This is a genomic window from Bacillus sp. SH7-1 (genome assembly GCF_008042405.1).
Lineage (GTDB): Bacteria > Bacillota > Bacilli > Bacillales > Bacillaceae_G > Bacillus_A > Bacillus_A thuringiensis_N.
In genome coordinates, this window is record NZ_QNUD01000024.1 from 18,886 (window position 1) to 35,275 (window position 16,390).

A 16,390-nucleotide genomic window follows, 5' to 3' on the forward strand; every position below is an offset into this window, starting at 1 on the left:
GGAATGAGGATATGTCAAAAGAGATAGCAAAAAAACGTATAGAAGAACTGCGTGATTTGTTAAATACATTTAACTATCAGTATCACGTATTAGACAATCCTTCTGTTTCTGATGCGGAGTATGACCGTAATATGCAGGAGCTTATAAAATTAGAAGCAGAGAACCCAGAGTTTATGAGTGAAGATTCTCCCTCCGTTCGTGTTGGGGGAACTGTTCTTGATATATTTGAAAAAGTAACACATAAGTCACCAATGTTAAGTTTAGGAAATGCATTTAACGAGGGAGATTTACGTGATTTCGACAGAAGAGTACGTCAAGGAATTGATGGTGCGAATGTAAGATATATATGTGAATTAAAAATTGACGGGCTTGCCGTTTCACTTCATTATGAAAAAGGACGCTTCATTCAAGGGGCGACACGTGGTGATGGTGTAACGGGTGAAGATATTACTCAAAATTTAAAAACAATTAAAGCTATCCCACTTCGTTTAAATGAAGAAGTAACGTTAGAAGCCCGAGGCGAAGCTTATATGCCGAAGCGTTCATTTGTTAAACTAAATGAAGAAAAAGAGCAAAATGGAGAAGATGTATTTGCGAATCCGCGTAATGCAGCAGCAGGTTCAATACGTCAACTTGATCCGAAAATTGCAGCGAAGCGTAACTTATCTATGTTTGTGTACGGTTTGGCGAATGTAGAAGAAAAAACAATTCCATCACATAGTGAATCGCTTGATTTCTTAGGTGAACTTGGATTCAAAACAAATCCAAATCGTCGTACATGTGAAACAATTGAAGAAGTTATAGCTTATGTAGAAGAATGGCAAGAAAAACGTCCGCATCTTGATTATGAGATTGATGGAATCGTTATAAAAGTAGATGATGTTGCTCTTCAAGAAAGTCTAGGAACTACAGCAAAGAGTCCAAGATGGGCAATCGCTTATAAATTCCCAGCTGAAGAAGTTGTAACAAGATTAACAGGTATTGAATTAAGTGTTGGCCGTACAGGTGTTGTAACACCAACTGCAGAGCTAGAGCCAGTGCGAGTGGCTGGTACTATCGTTCGTCGTGCTTCTTTACATAACGAGGATTTAATTCGCGAAAAAGATATTCGAATTGGTGACTACGTTGTTGTGAAGAAGGCCGGAGATATTATTCCTGAAGTTGTGAACGTTATTTTTGATAAGCGTACTGGTGAGGAAGAAGAATATCATATGCCAACGCATTGTCCAGCATGTGAGAGTGAACTAGTTCGTTTAGAAGAAGAGGTAGCACTTCGTTGTATAAATCCAACTTGTCCAGCTCAAATTCGAGAAGGGCTAATCCATTTCGTTTCAAGAAATGCAATGAATATTGATGGACTTGGAGAACGTGTCATTACACAACTCTTTGATGCTGATTATATTCGTACATTTGCGGATTTATATTCGTTGACGAAAGAGCAATTATTGCAGCTAGAACGATTCGGCGAAAAATCAGCAACGAATTTAGTACAAGCAATTGAGAATTCTAAAGAAAACTCATTAGAGCGATTATTATTCGGTCTTGGTATTCGCCACGTTGGAGCGAAAGCAGCACGTACATTTGCAGAGCATTTTGAAACGATGGATGCACTTGTGAAAGCGACGGAAGAAGAATTAAAAGCAATTAACGAGATTGGTGAAAAAATGGCTCAATCTGTCGTGACGTATTTTGATAATGAAGACGTATTAGAGCTATTACAACAATTTAAAGAGTATGGCGTGAACATGGCATACAAAGGTATAAAAATTGCTGATTTACAAAATGTTGAGTCGTACTTCGCAGGAAAAACTGTCGTTTTAACAGGGAAGTTAGAAGTTATGGGACGTAGTGAAGCGAAGAAGAAGATTGAGGCATTAGGTGGAAAAGTAACAGGAAGTGTTAGTAAAAGTACGGATTTAGTTGTTGCAGGTGAAGCGGCAGGTTCGAAATTAGCACAAGCTGAGAAGCATAATGTTGAGGTTTGGAATGAAGAGAGGTTCTTACAAGAGCTAAATAAGTAAGAGGTGCAAACTTACCATGAAAAAAATAGCATTAGCGGTATTAAGCCTTGGCCTACTTGTAAGTGGGTGTAGTGCAGGTGCCGACAAAGATGACAAAGTGGTTGAGAAATCGGGGAAAACAAAAGAGCAAGCAATCGTTCCGAAGTATTCTATTTCGGATGAATATTATAAGACGACTATTCCATTTGAAGCAGGAGATGCGCGTGGTTTAGTTGTACAAGGATTAAATAATCGTCTTGATATAGATGAATTTGAAACAGGATTAATGCGTATTGCGAAAGAATCATTTAGTACGAAAGATAATGTTTTAAAAGGCGGAAAGTCCCTAAATACTCAGGATATACAGATGCTTGTTAAAAGAAAACGTACAGATGCAGAACAAAAGGAACTAGAAGATAAATTAAAAAAAGATGCGGTTAACTTCCCGAATATAGGGTTAAATCCCGCATTAGGTGCAGGATCCGAATCACTAGAAGTGAAAAATAACAAAAGTCCAATATATATTTCAAATATTTTAGAGCATGATTATTATGTGAACAAAAATGAGCGTAGTGGCATTGTAGTTGGATTAGCGATGAATTCGGTTCATTATTACGAGGAAGAGCATGGTTATCCACGTGAGGCTAAAATCGAGCAAGAAAAAATGTTAGCTGAAGGGAAAAAAATGGCGCAAGAAATCTTGAAAGTTATGCATCAAAGGGACGCTGAAACAAAAAACCTTCCGATTACATTTGCAATTTATCGTCAAACTCCAAAGTCTTCGCTCGTGCCAGGTAATTTTGTTTCTTATGCAAATGTTGAAAAGGGTAGTGAAACAGTTGAGGATTGGAAACAAATTAATGAGAAATATTATTTGTTCCCATCTGAACAAGCGAAAACAGATAATAAACGTGAAGATTTGGCGAGGGTATCAAACTTTAAAGCAAAACTAAGTGATTATTTCCAAGGTGACTATACAGCTGTTATCGGTACTGGTATGTATAGAGACGATGAATTAAGAGAAATAAAGCTTGATATTCCTGTCCAGTTTAATGGAAAAGCAGAAATAATTGGCTTTACACAATATGTAGCCGGGCTTGTTATGGAATATTTCCCGAATTATATGAAAGTACAAGTAACGATTAAATCTGTAGAGCGCCCAGAAGCGATTATTATACGTGAAGCGAAGCAAGATGAACCGTTTGTGAAAATTTTAGATTAAATAGGAGGGTCGTTCCTTTATGGAACGGCTTTTTTTCTTGGAGAATTTTGTTATAATTTAAAATGTTATAAAAAAGGGGTAAGGGGTAAAGAGTATGGACGAACTAAGTTTTCAAGTCATTATTTTATTAATTGCATTCGGCTTTTTAGCAGCTTTTATTGATTCAGTTGTTGGCGGTGGAGGATTGATTTCGCTTCCGGCACTTATGTTTGTTGGTTTACCACCAGCTTCGGCAATTGCAACGAATAAGTTAGCTGCAACGATGGGGACGTTTACGAGTGCAATTTATTTTATTCGATCGGGAAAGGTCGATTTTAAAATTGTAGGAAAGTTAATCCCGTTAACTGTTATAGGAGCAGTCGCAGGTGCTTTAGTAGTAAAGTTTATTCCGCCGGATATTTTACGTCCGTTAGTGCTTGTGATGTTGGTATTCATTGCTATTTATATTATTGCGAAAAAGGATTGGGGAAGTGTATCTACCTATAAGAAGATGACGAAAAGAAAAACATTAATATTTTTCTTTGTTATTTTAATGATAGGGTTTTACGATGGATTTTTTGGACCAGGGACAGGATCCTTTTTAATTTTTGCATTTTTATTAATTGGTTTGGATTTTATTCAAGCAGCAGCATCTGGAAAACTTTTGAACTTTGTTAGTAATATCGTATCGTTAATTACTTTTTTATTTTTAGACGTAATTCATTTTGAATACGGTATTATTATGGGATTATCGATGATTTTTGGTGCTTATTTTGGATCGAAGTTTGCAGTTCAAAAAGGTGTTGGATATGTAAGGACTTTATTTTTATTAGTTACTATATTATTGATTGGAAAAAATGTTTTGGAATATACTCATATTTTGTAGATTCATACGCATGTATGAATCTCTTTTTTTTATTATATTTTAAAAATTTATTAATTTTTAAAATATAAGTCTAGGAATATTTGAATAAATCTAAATTATCGTGTAGAATAATGTTGTAAAATGTAAACGTTTTTCTAAGGGGAGGCTAAAAATAATGGTAGTAGCATACAAACATGAGCCATTTACAGATTTTTCAGTGGAGGCTAACAAATTAGCGTTTGAAGAAGGTTTAAAGAAAGTAGAATCTTATCTTGGACAAGACTATCCATTAATTATTGGGGGAGAAAAAATCACTACAGAAGACAAAATTGTTTCTGTAAACCCTGCAAATAAAGAGGAACTTGTTGGTCGTGTTTCAAAAGCAAGCCGTGAGTTAGCTGAAAAAGCAATGCAAGTAGTGGATGAAACATTCCAAACTTGGAGAAAATCAAAGCCAGAAATGCGTGCAGACATTTTATTCCGTGCTGCAGCAATCGTTCGTCGCAGAAAACATGAATTCTCTGCTATTCTTGTAAAAGAAGCAGGTAAACCATGGAATGAGGCAGATGCTGATACAGCAGAAGCAATCGACTTTATGGAATATTATGGTCGTCAAATGTTGAAATTAAAAGACGGTATTCCAGTAGAAAGCCGTCCAATTGAATATAATCGTTTCTCTTACATTCCATTAGGAGTAGGTGTTATCATTTCTCCTTGGAATTTCCCATTCGCAATTATGGCAGGTATGACAACAGCTGCTTTAGTTTCTGGTAACACAGTATTACTAAAACCAGCTAGTACAACTCCTGTAGTAGCAGCGAAATTTATGGAAGTATTAGAAGAAGCTGGTTTACCAGCTGGCGTAGTAAACTTCGTTCCAGGTAACGGTTCTGAAGTTGGTGACTACTTAGTAGATCACCCTCGTACACGTTTCGTGAGCTTCACTGGATCTCGCGATGTAGGTATCCGTATTTATGAGCGTGCAGCGAAAGTAAACCCAGGCCAAATTTGGTTAAAACGCGTTATCGCTGAAATGGGTGGTAAAGATACAATCGTTGTTGATAAAGAAGCAGATCTTGAATTAGCAGCTAAATCTATCGTTGCATCAGCATTCGGATTCTCAGGACAAAAATGTTCTGCATGTTCTCGTGCAGTAATCCACGAAGATGTATACGATCACGTATTAAATCGTGCTGTTGAATTAACGAAAGAATTAACAGTTGCTAACCCGGCGGTATTAGGTACAAACATGGGGCCTGTTAATGACCAAGCTGCATTCGATAAAGTAATGAGCTATGTTGCAATTGGTAAAGAAGAAGGTAGAATCTTAGCTGGTGGCGAAGGAGACGATTCTAAAGGCTGGTTCATCCAACCAACAATCGTTGCTGACGTTGCAGAAGATGCTCGCTTAATGAAAGAAGAAATCTTTGGGCCAGTAGTAGCATTCTGTAAAGCAAAAGACTTTGACCATGCACTTGCAATTGCAAACAATACAGAATACGGTTTAACAGGTGCTGTTGTTACTAACAACCGTGACCATATTGAAAAAGCACGTGAAGACTTCCACGTAGGTAACTTATACTTCAACCGTGGATGTACTGGTGCAATCGTAGGTTACCAACCATTCGGTGGCTTTAACATGTCTGGTACAGACTCTAAAGCTGGTGGCCCTGACTACTTAGCACTTCACATGCAAGCAAAAACTACTTCTGAAACTTTATAAGAAATAGTAAAAGAGATCTTCGCAGTTTGCGAAGATCTCTTTTTTTTTTGAAAAACTTTCTATATGTGGATTAAGATAGATGTCAGTAGAAAAACTAATAAAGTAATAAGGTTTAATTCAGTAAAATAAGGTATATTTATATTTGTTGAATAGGTTCTCTTTAAAGAAAAGAAAAGTAGGTGAACAAAGTGGGAAAATATCAATTAGATTACAAAAGCCAGGTAGCTGTCGCAAAGTTTCATGAAAAGCAGACGCCTGCCAAATTTGATAAAAAGCAGCAAATTGAAAAATTGCGTGCGGAGTATTTGAAAAAGAAACAAACAGATAAATAATAGGAGAAATTAGTTAATTTGAATTAAAAAACACTTACCATATATTACTATTTGGTAAGTGAAACTAGCTAAACCCTATTAATATCGGGATAAACATGTAAATAGAAACAAAACAAAGAGAAAAGTTGACTTATTAGTCATATTTTTTAGTATTCATTTTAAAAATTTCCTGTATAATACAATTTGAAAGAAAATCTATGGTTTGACAAGAAACACTCTTTTCGGTTTTGCTCACTGAAGAGAGTGTTTTTTTATAGCTAAAAACTCGTCTGCACTCATTACATTTGCATATACTCCATTTAAACTAGCCAAAATTGTGTTATGAATATAGACGGCTGGTATAGTAGCATTCTTAAAAGAAAGATCTTTTGTAGCACAAGCATCATGTATAACAGTACATTGAAAGCCGAAATCAAAAGCAGCTCTTACGGTAGCATCAATACACATATGAGTCATCATTCCGCATATGACGACGTGCTCAATGTCTAAACGTTGTAATTGTTCTAGAAGATCGGTTTCGCGGAAACTATTTGGATAATGTTTGAGTATAACGGTTTCTTCTCTAAGTGGACGTACGCTTTCATGAATATGCACACCTTCTGTATTGGGCAGGAAAAAAGTAGCATCATCTTTTATCGCTACATGTTGGATATGGAAAATAGGTTTGTTTTTCTTTCTAAAGAGTTGTAGTAGCTGACGGGCATATGCGCTTGCTTCTACTGGATTACGCAATTCCATCTTTCCATGTGGAAAATAATCATTTTGAATATCAACGAGTAAAAGAGCTGTTTTCATATATTTATCTTCCTCCGATTTCATATTCAAATAATGGTATTCAATTAGTAGAGAAGATTATCCTTTTAAAAAATATGCAGGAGGAGAATTTTACATAACTTTAAAGATTACTATTTTATTATGAAATTTCATCTGAAAATTTTAATAAAGGAATAATTAATATTTTTCTAAAAAATGTATTGACTCTTATTATTCTGAGTTCTATAATGAGAATTAATTAAACGACAATTAAATCGATACATTCTTATCCAGAGAGGTGGAGGGACTGGCCCTACGATACCTCAGCAACGGGTTTTTTAATACCGTGCTAACTCCAGCAAGTCTATGAAAGGCTTGGAAGATGAGAAGATGTGACCGAGTACATATAAGTGCTCTCCTTCTTATCTTTATGGTTGATAAGAAGGAGAGCACTTTTTATTTTACCTCGAAAGCTCTACTTCAAGTTTTTGCAGCAAATAGGAGGGGAAAAAATGATTTCTTTTAACAATGTAAGTAAAGTATATGAATCGGGTGGGCAATCTGTTCATGCGGTGGAGGATGTAACGTTATCTGTTGAGAAAGGTGAAATTTTTGGCATTATCGGTTTTAGTGGAGCTGGAAAGAGTACGTTATTACGCCTAGTAAACATGTTAGAGAGACCAACGGCAGGAACGATTTCAATAGATAATAAAGATATTACATCATTATCGACGAAAGAATTACGGAAGCTAAGACAAAGAATCGGGATGATTTTTCAAAGCTTTAATTTATTTAATTCAAGAACAGTTTTTGGGAATATTGCTTATCCATTAAAGTTAGCGAAAGTACCAAAGAATGAGATAAAAGAAAGAGTAAATGAACTGCTGAAGTTTGTAGGGTTAGAAGATAAGGCAAACAATTACCCAGAGCAGCTATCAGGCGGACAAAAGCAGCGTGTAGGTATTGCTAGAGCACTTGCAACATCACCAGATATTCTTATATGTGATGAGGCAACATCAGCTTTAGATCCAGAAACAACGACAGAGATTTTGAACTTATTAAAGAAGGTAAATAGAGAGTACAATTTAACAATTCTTCTTATTACACATGAAATGCATGTTGTGAAAGAAATTTGTCACCGTGTAGCTGTAATGGAAAAAGGAAAAGTAATTGAAGAAGGAAAATTGTTTGACGTGTTCACACAGCCAAAAACAAAAACGACTCAAAACTTTGTACGTTCTGTTATTAACGATCATTTACCGGAAAGTGTTCTAGCGAAGATTCAAAATGGTGGACAGATTTACCGCTTAACTTTTACTGGTGAGGAGACAGGACAGCCGGTACTATCATATATCGCAAAAAATTATAACGTCGATGTAAATGTACTGTACGGAAATATTATTGAACTTCAAAATGTACTATTTGGAAATCTACTAGTAGAGCTGCAAGGTGAGCAGAAGGAAATCCAAAAAGCATTACAACATCTAAGACTGCAAGTGCAGCTGAAGGAGGTAGAAGCTCATGCGAGTTGATTGGAGTATATTTTGGCCTCGCATATTAGATGCGACAGGGGATACCCTCTTAATGGTAATCGTAACCCTTATATTTGCTACAATTCTTGGTATACCTCTAGGTTTACTTTTATATGTAACGAGAAAAGGAAACTTTTTAGAAAATAAATGGGTCTTTTCTATTCTTAATATCATTATTAATACAATTCGTCCGGTTCCATTCATCATCTTCTTAGTAGCTTTAAGCCCGCTAACAAGAAGCGTTATTGGAACGACAATTGGAACAGCGGCAGCAATTTTCCCGATGACGTTAGTCGCATCAATTGGTATTGCTAGAATGGTTGAAACAAACCTTGTTTCAGTTCCGAAAGGAGTAATTGAAGCAGCGCAAGCGATGGGTGCTTCACCACTTAGAATTGTTTTTGAAATTCTCGTGCCAGAAGCATTAGCACCATTAATCTTAGGTGTCACGTTTATGACGGTTGGTTTAATTGAATTTTCTGCAGTTGCTGGGCTTGTCGGTGGTGGCGGTCTTGGCGACTTAGCAATGACATATGGTTATCAACGTTTTGATACATCAGTTATGTTCGTAACGGTTGTTTTACTTATTATTCTCGTACAGATAGCTCAAAATTTAGGAAACTACTTTGCGAAAGTCTTGTTACGCAGATCATAAAAAGGAAGAGAGGAAAAGAAAATGAAGAAAATTTTAGCATTTGCATTATCAGCGATTGTAGGGGTTTCAGCATTAAGTGGCTGCTCAAGTGCAGACACCGGGGCAGGAGCGAAAGAAAAAGTAGTTCGCGTCGGTGTAACTGGAACGGATGGAGACGCTTGGGAAATTTTAAAGAAAAAAGCTGAAAAAGAAGGAATTAAAATTAAACTGGTCGAGTTCTCCGATTACACAACGCCAAATAAAGCGTTAGCTGATGGAGATATTGAACTAAACTCATTCCAGCACGTTGCTTTCTTAGAGCAATTTAAAAAAGAGCATAAGTTAGATATTACAGCTGTTGGTACAACGCAAATTGCACCAATGGGCTTATACTCTGAAAAACATAAGAAAGCAAATGAAATTCCAGATGGTTCAGAAATTGCAATTCCAAATGATCCAACGAACCAAGCACGTGCATTAAAACTTCTTGATGCAGCAGGTTTATTAAAGCTTAAGAAAGACTTTGGCTTATTTGGAGATCCAAGCGGCATTGCTGAAAATCCGAAGAAGTTAAAAATTACACCGGTTATTGCACAGCAAACACCTCGTGTACTAAAAGATGTAGCAGCTTCAGTTATTAATAACGGTGTTGCTGGTCAAGCAGGATTAGATCCGGCGAAGGATCCAATTTTCTTAGAAGATCCAAAGAATGAAAATGCGAAGCCATATATTAATATTTTCGCAGCTCGTACGAAAGATAAAGATGATCCAACACTGAAAAAAGTAATTGAACTATATCATTCAAAAGAAGTAACAGATGCAATTAAGAAAGAAACAAATGATGGTTCCATTTCAGTAGATCTTTCACTTGAAGAGCTTGAAAAAATCGTAAAATAATGATTGGGTTTAATGGACTAACAGAAGGAACCCCTCCGCTGTTAGTTCGTTCAACATATAATCTACTTAACAAACAAACCCTAATTCTGTACCTTCCAATTTTGTATAACGTAGAATCCAATGTTTGTTAAGTAGAGTAATGGACCAGGAGTTTTCCTGGTCTTTTTTTATGAATGAAAGTAGCTAGCGAATAGTAAGGTAATCCAAATTATAACAGGATAAGAAAATAAGCTGAAAGCGAGTGTAATTACGAATTTCTTTTTATGAATTAAGTGTTTTTGAGATGAAAAAAGGAAAATAGAAAAAATGACAATGAAAGCTGCGGATATTACGCCAGGGTTATAGGAACGGAAAATGAAAAACAAAATAATATGTTGAACAGAGTTGAAGAAAATGGCCCCTTGTATAAAAATAATCCAGTATATAGAAGGCAAGAAGTTTAGTTGATATAGAAAGACGATAAGTAGGACAAAGATTGTTAATGCGGAAATGGCAATTAAAAATTGTTGGATTGTTATAAAATGAATTAAAAATTGATTAGCAAGATATTGAGGCATTTGGAAAGATTCTTCAAGGTTATGAATGAAAAATAATAAGGGAATAATCCAAAGCATAATAGTGGGATTTTCTTTCGACAACTTACATCACTCCAATATGGAGATAGAAAGCCTAGAAAGGCCCTCTATCCAGAGATGTTCATTCAATTATAATACTTTTTAAATTATCTTCATGATGCTCTTGTTCTTGCGGATAAGCAGCTAGCTCCTCTTGTAAAATATTTAGCATTTGCTTAGCTGATTGTTGGATTGGGGCGGGTAACTCTTCTAATATATGCATACCGACTTTTATTTTTGTACGAATTACCTTCCTTAGTAGCTCCTCACGCATGCACTACACCTCCAAATCGAATGTTTAGTACATCAGCTTCGAATTTTGCTCCTTGAATAGAAAGGTGGGTTAATGTTTTGGGCAATGTGATATTTCGTTTCACAGAACCAGCTCGAATAATAAGTTCATCACCTTTTTGATTTAATGCTAACTCACTTTTGTTTGAGAAGGGAATAGACAGAACGAAAATATACTCATCGCCATCTTTTTTTACATATTGTGTGCGGCCGTTAAATTTCACTTCAGTAGGACAATGATCAGTTTTAAATAGAGCATCTCCTACACGCTCTAACATAGACAAACCGACAACTTCTTGTTCAAACATTGGAGCTTCGTAAATAGGAAGTGGATTAAAACTATCTTGAATTAATGTTTTATATTTCTTTTGCGTATCTTTCCATGCTTGAAAATAAGGATCGGTGACAGTGTTAGGGATGACGCGGTTAATCATAATGGCATCTACGTTATAATCGTATAAATTTAAATACGTAAAGCTGCGCTGTGCTTCTTTAATGACCATTTTTTCAGGATTTACAACGATGCGGATACTTGTTACTTCTCGGTTTGATAAAATATCTCTCATTTCTCCGAGCTGTTCAAGTGTATTTGTTAATTCGTCCATAATATCATCGGTTGGAAGGGGGACACCAAGAAGTGGTTGGGCTACAGGGCGAACAACTTTTAAAACTTTTCTTTTAATAGGAAAGAGTTTTTCCATCCACCAGCCGAGCATGTCTGGAAAACTGAGCATTGCTAATGTTTCTCCTGTTGGAGCACAATCAATGATAATAACATCATATGTGTTTTGTTTATAATAATCGAGTACGCGAAGTAAGCTAATTAAATCTTCCATACCAGGAAACATCGTTAATTCTTCTGTTGTAATATCATCAGCTGCTTTGGAAGTGAAGAGAAGTGTAATATATTTCTGTAATTTTCCCCAGCCCTTTTCCATTTCATAAATCGTATTAATTTCTTGTGCCCATAAATTTTCGCGGATTTCTAACGGCTCAGAAGATAGCTTTATACCAAATGAATCTCCTAGACTATGAGCAGGATCTGTACTCATTACTAAAGTTTTTAAACCTTGTTTTGCACTTTGAAGTGCTGTTGCTGCTGAAATGCTAGTTTTTCCTACGCCGCCTTTACCTGTATACAAAATAATTCTCATCATTCATATCCCCTTTGTTTCGAATATCGAATATTACGAGTGTCGAAATAAATGATTGAATAAAAACCCAACAAGGGTTTTATTCAATCGGAATGTTTTTCATTTTAGGTGTAGAAACCTTTTCTTCTGTTTTTTGCTGTGACGTAGCAATGTGATTCATGATTTTTTGGAAGATTTGTAGTAAGAATGCTTTTTCTTCTTCTGATAATGCTTCCGTCACAAGGTTAAAGTAATGGGCTGCATTTTGTTTTACTTCTTGAACGAGCATTACGCCGTTTTCTGTTAAACGAATCAATACAATGCGTCGGTCGTTTTCATCACGGTACCTTTCAATATATCCCTTTTTTACAAGGCGATTTACCACACCTGTCGTTGTACTCATTGGTATATCAAGAAGTTCAGCGATTTTGGTCATTGTAATATCTGTATTTCGCTCCATCCAAAGTAAACAAAATACTTCAGTTTTAGAAAGTGTTAAATCTAGGCTTACCCATTCCTCGGGATAGAAAAGTTTCTTGGCATTATCTAGCAGTAAGTCTAAAAAATGTTCGTATTGCAACAATTAATTCCACTCCCGTATATTTCGAGGTTCGTAATATTTATTTTTATTTTATGTAGAATTGAAATAAATGTCAATGATTTTAATTGTTTTTTCAGATTAGACAGAAAACTAACATTAAAATAGTATCCTTTTATGATAGATTTATAAATATAAAACTAGAATTTACATAAAAATCCATCATAATAAATATACTTATCTATAATGGGTGTACAGCTAACGAGGGGGAGAACGATGAGAAGACGAAATACGCAAGCGTTCACGTTTTTAGCATGGACTTCATTTGTTTGTGCGCTTTCAGGTATGCTAATTGGGATTTATACGTTAGATGAAACGCTTAGTGTAAAAGGATACTATTTAATTGGAACATTATTTTTAACGATGTCTTGTTTTGTATTACAAAAAACAATTCGTGATAATGAAGAAGATAACGAGAGATTTCCGAAAAATAAACCGTTAGATAAAGAGTAAATTGTAAAGAAAGGCGTTTGCCTTTCTTTTTTTATGTAAAAATGCTGTAAGTGTCGTGTGTTGACTTGCTTGAAGTACTGAAAATTTGGTATCATCAATAGTATTGTAGATTGAACGATATATTATGGAGGTGGCCTAGCCGTGTCAAGAATTTCCGTTGAGAATGTAAAGCACGTTGCACATTTAGCACGTCTTGCAATTACTGATCAAGAAGCAGAAAAATTTCAAAAACAACTAGATGCAATTGTTACATTTGCAGAACAGTTAAATGAATTAGATACAACAGATGTAAAACCAACAACTCATGTATTAACTATGAAAAATGTTATGCGTGAAGATGTACCAGAAAAAGGTTTACCAGTAGAAGAAGTATTAAAAAATGCACCGGATCACAAAGATAATCAAATCCGTGTTCCAGCAGTATTAGAATAGAGGAGGGAATTTCGATGTCATTATTTGATCATTCGGTATCAGAGTTACATAAGAAGTTAAACAACAAAGAAATTTCCGTTACGGATTTAGTAGAAGAATCTTACAAACGTATTGCGGATGTTGAAGATAACGTAAAAGCTTTTCTTACATTAGATGAAGAAAATGCACGCGCGAAAGCGAAAGAATTAGACGCTAAGATTGGCGCTGAAGATAATGGTTTATTATTCGGTATGCCAATTGGTGTGAAAGATAACATTGTGACTAACGGTCTTCGTACTACTTGTGCGAGTAAAATGTTAGCAAACTTCGATCCAATTTATGATGCGACAGTTGTGCAAAAGCTAAAAGCTGCTGACACAATTACAATCGGTAAATTAAACATGGACGAGTTTGCAATGGGTTCTTCAAATGAAAACTCAGGTTTCTACGCTACGAAAAACCCATGGAACTTAGACTACGTTCCTGGTGGATCTAGTGGTGGTTCTGCAGCAGCTGTAGCAGCAGGAGAAGTATTATTCTCTCTAGGTTCTGATACGGGTGGTTCTATCCGTCAGCCAGCTGCATATTGCGGCGTTGTAGGTTTAAAACCAACTTACGGACGCGTATCTCGTTACGGATTAGTAGCATTCGCGTCTTCACTTGACCAAATCGGACCGATTACACGTACAGTAGAAGATAATGCATACTTATTACAAGCTATTTCAGGTATTGACCGCATGGATGCAACTTCTGCAAACGTTGAAGTAGGAAACTACTTAGCAGGTTTAACAGGCGACGTTAAAGGTTTACGTATTGCTGTACCGAAAGAATACTTAGGCGAAGGTGTTGGCGAGGAAGCTCGTGAGTCAGTACTAGCTGCTTTAAAAGTATTAGAAGGTATGGGCGCAACTTGGGAAGAAGTATCTCTTCCACACTCTAAATACGCTCTAGCAACGTATTACTTACTATCTTCTTCTGAAGCATCTGCTAACCTTTCACGCTTCGATGGCGTACGTTACGGTGTTCGTTCTGATAATGTAAATAATTTATTAGACCTTTACAAAAACACACGTAGCGAAGGTTTCGGTGATGAAGTAAAACGTCGTATTATGCTTGGGACATTTGCACTTAGCTCTGGTTACTATGATGCATATTACAAAAAAGCACAACAAGTACGTACATTAATTAAAAATGACTTTGAAAATGTATTTGTTAACTACGATGTTATTATTGGACCAACAACGCCAACTCCGGCATTTAAAGTAGGCGAAAAAGTTGATGATCCAATGACAATGTATGCAAACGACATTTTAACAATTCCAGTAAACTTAGCGGGTGTTCCAGCGATTTCGGTTCCATGTGGATTCGGTGCTAACAATATGCCACTTGGTTTACAAATCATTGGTAAACACTTTGATGAAGCGACAATTTACCGCGTTGCACATGCATTTGAGCAAGCAACAGACTATCATACAAAAAAAGCAAGTCTGTAAGGAGGCGAGCATAGATGAATTTAGAAACAATTATTGGTTTAGAGGTTCACGTTGAGTTAAAAACAAATTCGAAAATTTTCTCTGCGAGTCCAACAGAATTCGGAGCGGAGCCAAATACACAAACAAGTGTAATTGACTTAGGATACCCAGGGGTACTTCCTACTTTAAATAAAGAAGCAGTTAACTTTGCAATGAAAGCTGCAATGGCATTAAACTGTGAAATCGCAACGGAAACGAAGTTCGACCGTAAAAACTATTTCTACCCAGATAATCCGAAAGCTTACCAAATTTCTCAATTCGATAAGCCAATTGGTGAAAATGGTTGGATTGAAATTGAAGTAGACGGTAAAAAGAAACGTATCGGTATTACACGTCTTCATTTAGAAGAAGATGCTGGTAAATCAACGCATACAGCTGATGGTTCATTAGTAGACTACAACCGTCAAGGTATGCCTTTAATCGAGATCGTATCTGAGCCAGATATGCGTACGCCAGAAGAAGCATATGCATACTTAGAGAAGTTAAAATCAATCATTCAATACACTGGTGTATCTGATTGTAAGATGGAAGAAGGTTCTCTACGTTGTGATGCGAATATTTCCCTTCGTCCTGTTGGACAAGAGAAGTTCGGTACAAAAGCGGAACTGAAAAACTTAAACTCATTCACTTACGTACAAAAAGGTCTTGAGCACGAGCAAGTACGCCAAGAAAAAGAATTATTATCTGGTGGTATCATCCAACAAGAAACACGCCGTTACGATGAAGCAACAAAGAAAACAATCTTAATGCGTGTGAAAGAAGGATCTGACGATTACCGTTACTTCCCAGAGCCAGACTTAGTAGAACTTTACATCGATGATGCGTGGAAAGAAGAAGTTCGTGCTTCTATTCCGGAACTTCCAGATGCACGTAAAGCTCGCTACGTTGCAGAAATTGGCTTACCAGCTTATGACGCACACGTATTAACATTAACGAAAGAGATGTCTGATTTCTTCGAAGCAACTGTTGCAGACGGTGCTGATGCGAAATTAACATCAAACTGGTTAATGGGTGAAGTGCTTGCATACTTAAACAAACAACAAAAAGAATTAAAAGACGTTGCATTAACGCCTGCTGGTTTATCTAAAATGGTTCAATTAATTGAAAAAGGTACAATTTCTTCTAAAATCGCGAAGAAAGTATTTAACGAATTAATTGAAAAAGGTGGAGACCCAGAGGAAATCGTTAAAGCGAAAGGTCTTGTTCAAATTTCTGACGAGGGTACGCTTCGTAAAGTTGTAACAGAAATTCTTGATAATAATGAGCAATCTATCGAAGACTTTAAAAATGGTAAAGACCGTGCAATTGGCTTCTTAGTTGGTCAAATTATGAAAGCTACAAAAGGACAAGCAAATCCACCGCTTGTTAACAAAATCTTACTTGAAGAGATTAATAAGCGATAATAGTAGTAACCTTTAAAG

17 protein-coding genes and 1 riboswitch are annotated in these 16,390 nt (G+C 36.1%); of the genes, 12 read left to right on the forward strand and 5 right to left on the reverse strand.

Annotated features, from left to right (window positions below):
- Nucleotides 1-11 precede the first annotated feature (11 nt).
- From ligA to DN390_RS30710, 5 genes are all read left to right on the forward strand, one after another.
- Nucleotides 12-2,021, forward strand: a complete 2,010-nt coding sequence (gene ligA, locus DN390_RS19405) for an NAD-dependent DNA ligase LigA (protein WP_147808140.1) — start codon at nt 12-14, stop codon at nt 2,019-2,021.
- Between the two features lie 16 nt (nt 2,022-2,037).
- Nucleotides 2,038-3,222 carry a CamS family sex pheromone protein gene (locus DN390_RS19410; RefSeq protein WP_147808141.1) on the forward strand — a complete coding sequence of 395 codons (1,185 nt, stop codon included), beginning with the start codon at nt 2,038-2,040 and terminating at the stop codon, nt 3,220-3,222.
- A 94-nt stretch (nt 3,223-3,316) separates the two neighbouring features.
- Complete coding sequence (locus tag DN390_RS19415; RefSeq protein WP_060629322.1) at nt 3,317-4,087, forward strand: TSUP family transporter; 771 nt, start codon at nt 3,317-3,319, stop codon at nt 4,085-4,087.
- A 154-nt stretch (nt 4,088-4,241) separates the two neighbouring features.
- Nucleotides 4,242-5,789, forward strand: coding sequence for an L-glutamate gamma-semialdehyde dehydrogenase (pruA, locus tag DN390_RS19420; RefSeq protein ID WP_147808142.1), 1,548 nt, complete (start codon nt 4,242-4,244; stop codon nt 5,787-5,789).
- A 188-nt stretch (nt 5,790-5,977) separates the two neighbouring features.
- Nucleotides 5,978-6,121, forward strand: a complete 144-nt coding sequence (locus DN390_RS30710; RefSeq protein ID WP_060629324.1) for a hypothetical protein — start codon at nt 5,978-5,980, stop codon at nt 6,119-6,121.
- A gap of 231 nt (nt 6,122-6,352) precedes the next feature.
- On the opposite strand, the gene DN390_RS19425 is transcribed toward DN390_RS30710, so the two are convergent.
- On the reverse strand, nt 6,353-6,916 hold the full coding sequence (locus DN390_RS19425) for a cysteine hydrolase family protein (protein WP_097949803.1): 564 nt from the start codon (nt 6,914-6,916) through the stop codon (nt 6,353-6,355).
- 241 nt (nt 6,917-7,157) lie between these two features.
- Nucleotides 7,158-7,263, forward strand: a riboswitch (SAM riboswitch).
- A gap of 123 nt (nt 7,264-7,386) precedes the next feature.
- On the opposite strand from DN390_RS19425, the gene DN390_RS19435 reads away from it, so the two are divergent.
- Genes DN390_RS19435 through DN390_RS19445 form a run of 3 tightly spaced genes read left to right on the forward strand, consistent with a single transcriptional unit; the run spans nt 7,387 to nt 9,937 of the window.
- Entirely contained in the window at nt 7,387-8,406 is a 1,020-nt protein-coding gene (locus DN390_RS19435; protein WP_147808143.1) for a methionine ABC transporter ATP-binding protein, read from the forward strand.
- Nucleotides 8,396-9,061 carry a methionine ABC transporter permease gene (locus DN390_RS19440; RefSeq protein ID WP_060629327.1) on the forward strand — a complete coding sequence of 222 codons (666 nt, stop codon included), beginning with the start codon at nt 8,396-8,398 and terminating at the stop codon, nt 9,059-9,061. Before DN390_RS19435 ends, DN390_RS19440 begins: the two co-directional genes overlap by 11 nt.
- Before the next feature lie 21 nt (nt 9,062-9,082).
- Complete coding sequence (locus tag DN390_RS19445) at nt 9,083-9,937, forward strand: MetQ/NlpA family ABC transporter substrate-binding protein (protein ID WP_147808144.1); 855 nt, start codon at nt 9,083-9,085, stop codon at nt 9,935-9,937.
- Between the two features lie 167 nt (nt 9,938-10,104).
- Here the strand turns inward: DN390_RS19445 and DN390_RS19450 are convergent, their stop codons facing one another.
- From DN390_RS19450 to DN390_RS19465, 4 genes are all read right to left on the reverse strand, one after another.
- Nucleotides 10,105-10,551, reverse strand: a complete 447-nt coding sequence (locus DN390_RS19450; protein WP_179955765.1) for an HXXEE domain-containing protein — start codon at nt 10,549-10,551, stop codon at nt 10,105-10,107.
- Between the two features lie 82 nt (nt 10,552-10,633).
- Nucleotides 10,634-10,825 carry a DUF3926 domain-containing protein gene (locus DN390_RS19455; protein WP_060629330.1) on the reverse strand — a complete coding sequence of 64 codons (192 nt, stop codon included), beginning with the start codon at nt 10,823-10,825 and terminating at the stop codon, nt 10,634-10,636.
- A complete protein-coding gene (locus DN390_RS19460) occupies nt 10,818-11,999 on the reverse strand; it encodes an ArsA family ATPase (RefSeq protein WP_098265292.1) in 1,182 nt (393 codons plus the stop codon). Before DN390_RS19460 ends, DN390_RS19455 begins: the two co-directional genes overlap by 8 nt.
- A gap of 76 nt (nt 12,000-12,075) precedes the next feature.
- Entirely contained in the window at nt 12,076-12,558 is a 483-nt protein-coding gene (locus tag DN390_RS19465; RefSeq protein ID WP_060629332.1) for a MarR family winged helix-turn-helix transcriptional regulator, read from the reverse strand.
- Between the two features lie 231 nt (nt 12,559-12,789).
- Here DN390_RS19465 and DN390_RS19470 point away from each other — a divergent pair, with 231 nt between their 5' ends.
- From DN390_RS19470 to gatB, 4 genes are all read left to right on the forward strand, one after another.
- Entirely contained in the window at nt 12,790-13,026 is a 237-nt protein-coding gene (locus DN390_RS19470; protein ID WP_001254393.1) for a YiaA/YiaB family inner membrane protein, read from the forward strand.
- A gap of 141 nt (nt 13,027-13,167) precedes the next feature.
- Entirely contained in the window at nt 13,168-13,458 is a 291-nt protein-coding gene (gene gatC / locus DN390_RS19475) for an Asp-tRNA(Asn)/Glu-tRNA(Gln) amidotransferase subunit GatC (protein ID WP_000086999.1), read from the forward strand.
- A 14-nt stretch (nt 13,459-13,472) separates the two neighbouring features.
- On the forward strand, nt 13,473-14,930 hold the full coding sequence (gene gatA / locus DN390_RS19480; RefSeq protein ID WP_147808146.1) for an Asp-tRNA(Asn)/Glu-tRNA(Gln) amidotransferase subunit GatA: 1,458 nt from the start codon (nt 13,473-13,475) through the stop codon (nt 14,928-14,930).
- 14 nt (nt 14,931-14,944) lie between these two features.
- Nucleotides 14,945-16,372 carry an Asp-tRNA(Asn)/Glu-tRNA(Gln) amidotransferase subunit GatB gene (gene gatB, locus DN390_RS19485; protein WP_001047679.1) on the forward strand — a complete coding sequence of 476 codons (1,428 nt, stop codon included), beginning with the start codon at nt 14,945-14,947 and terminating at the stop codon, nt 16,370-16,372.
- Nucleotides 16,373-16,390 lie beyond the last annotated feature (18 nt).

Coding starts and splice junctions, on each gene's coding strand:
- DN390_RS19470 (WP_001254393.1), top strand. CDS start 12,790: ATGAGAAGACGAAATACGCAAGCGTTCACGTTTTTAGCATGGACTTCA.
- DN390_RS19415 (WP_060629322.1), top strand. CDS start 3,317: ATGGACGAACTAAGTTTTCAAGTCATTATTTTATTAATTGCATTCGGC.
- ligA (WP_147808140.1), top strand. CDS start 12: ATGTCAAAAGAGATAGCAAAAAAACGTATAGAAGAACTGCGTGATTTG.
- gatA (WP_147808146.1), top strand. CDS start 13,473: ATGTCATTATTTGATCATTCGGTATCAGAGTTACATAAGAAGTTAAAC.
- DN390_RS19455 (WP_060629330.1), bottom strand. CDS start 10,825: ATGCGTGAGGAGCTACTAAGGAAGGTAATTCGTACAAAAATAAAAGTC.
- gatB (WP_001047679.1), top strand. CDS start 14,945: ATGAATTTAGAAACAATTATTGGTTTAGAGGTTCACGTTGAGTTAAAA.
- DN390_RS19435 (WP_147808143.1), top strand. CDS start 7,387: ATGATTTCTTTTAACAATGTAAGTAAAGTATATGAATCGGGTGGGCAA.
- pruA (WP_147808142.1), top strand. CDS start 4,242: ATGGTAGTAGCATACAAACATGAGCCATTTACAGATTTTTCAGTGGAG.
- DN390_RS19460 (WP_098265292.1), bottom strand. CDS start 11,999: ATGATGAGAATTATTTTGTATACAGGTAAAGGCGGCGTAGGAAAAACT.
- DN390_RS19445 (WP_147808144.1), top strand. CDS start 9,083: ATGAAGAAAATTTTAGCATTTGCATTATCAGCGATTGTAGGGGTTTCA.
- DN390_RS19440 (WP_060629327.1), top strand. CDS start 8,396: ATGCGAGTTGATTGGAGTATATTTTGGCCTCGCATATTAGATGCGACA.
- DN390_RS19425 (WP_097949803.1), bottom strand. CDS start 6,916: ATGAAAACAGCTCTTTTACTCGTTGATATTCAAAATGATTATTTTCCA.
- DN390_RS19450 (WP_179955765.1), bottom strand. CDS start 10,551: ATGCTTTGGATTATTCCCTTATTATTTTTCATTCATAACCTTGAAGAA.
- DN390_RS19410 (WP_147808141.1), top strand. CDS start 2,038: ATGAAAAAAATAGCATTAGCGGTATTAAGCCTTGGCCTACTTGTAAGT.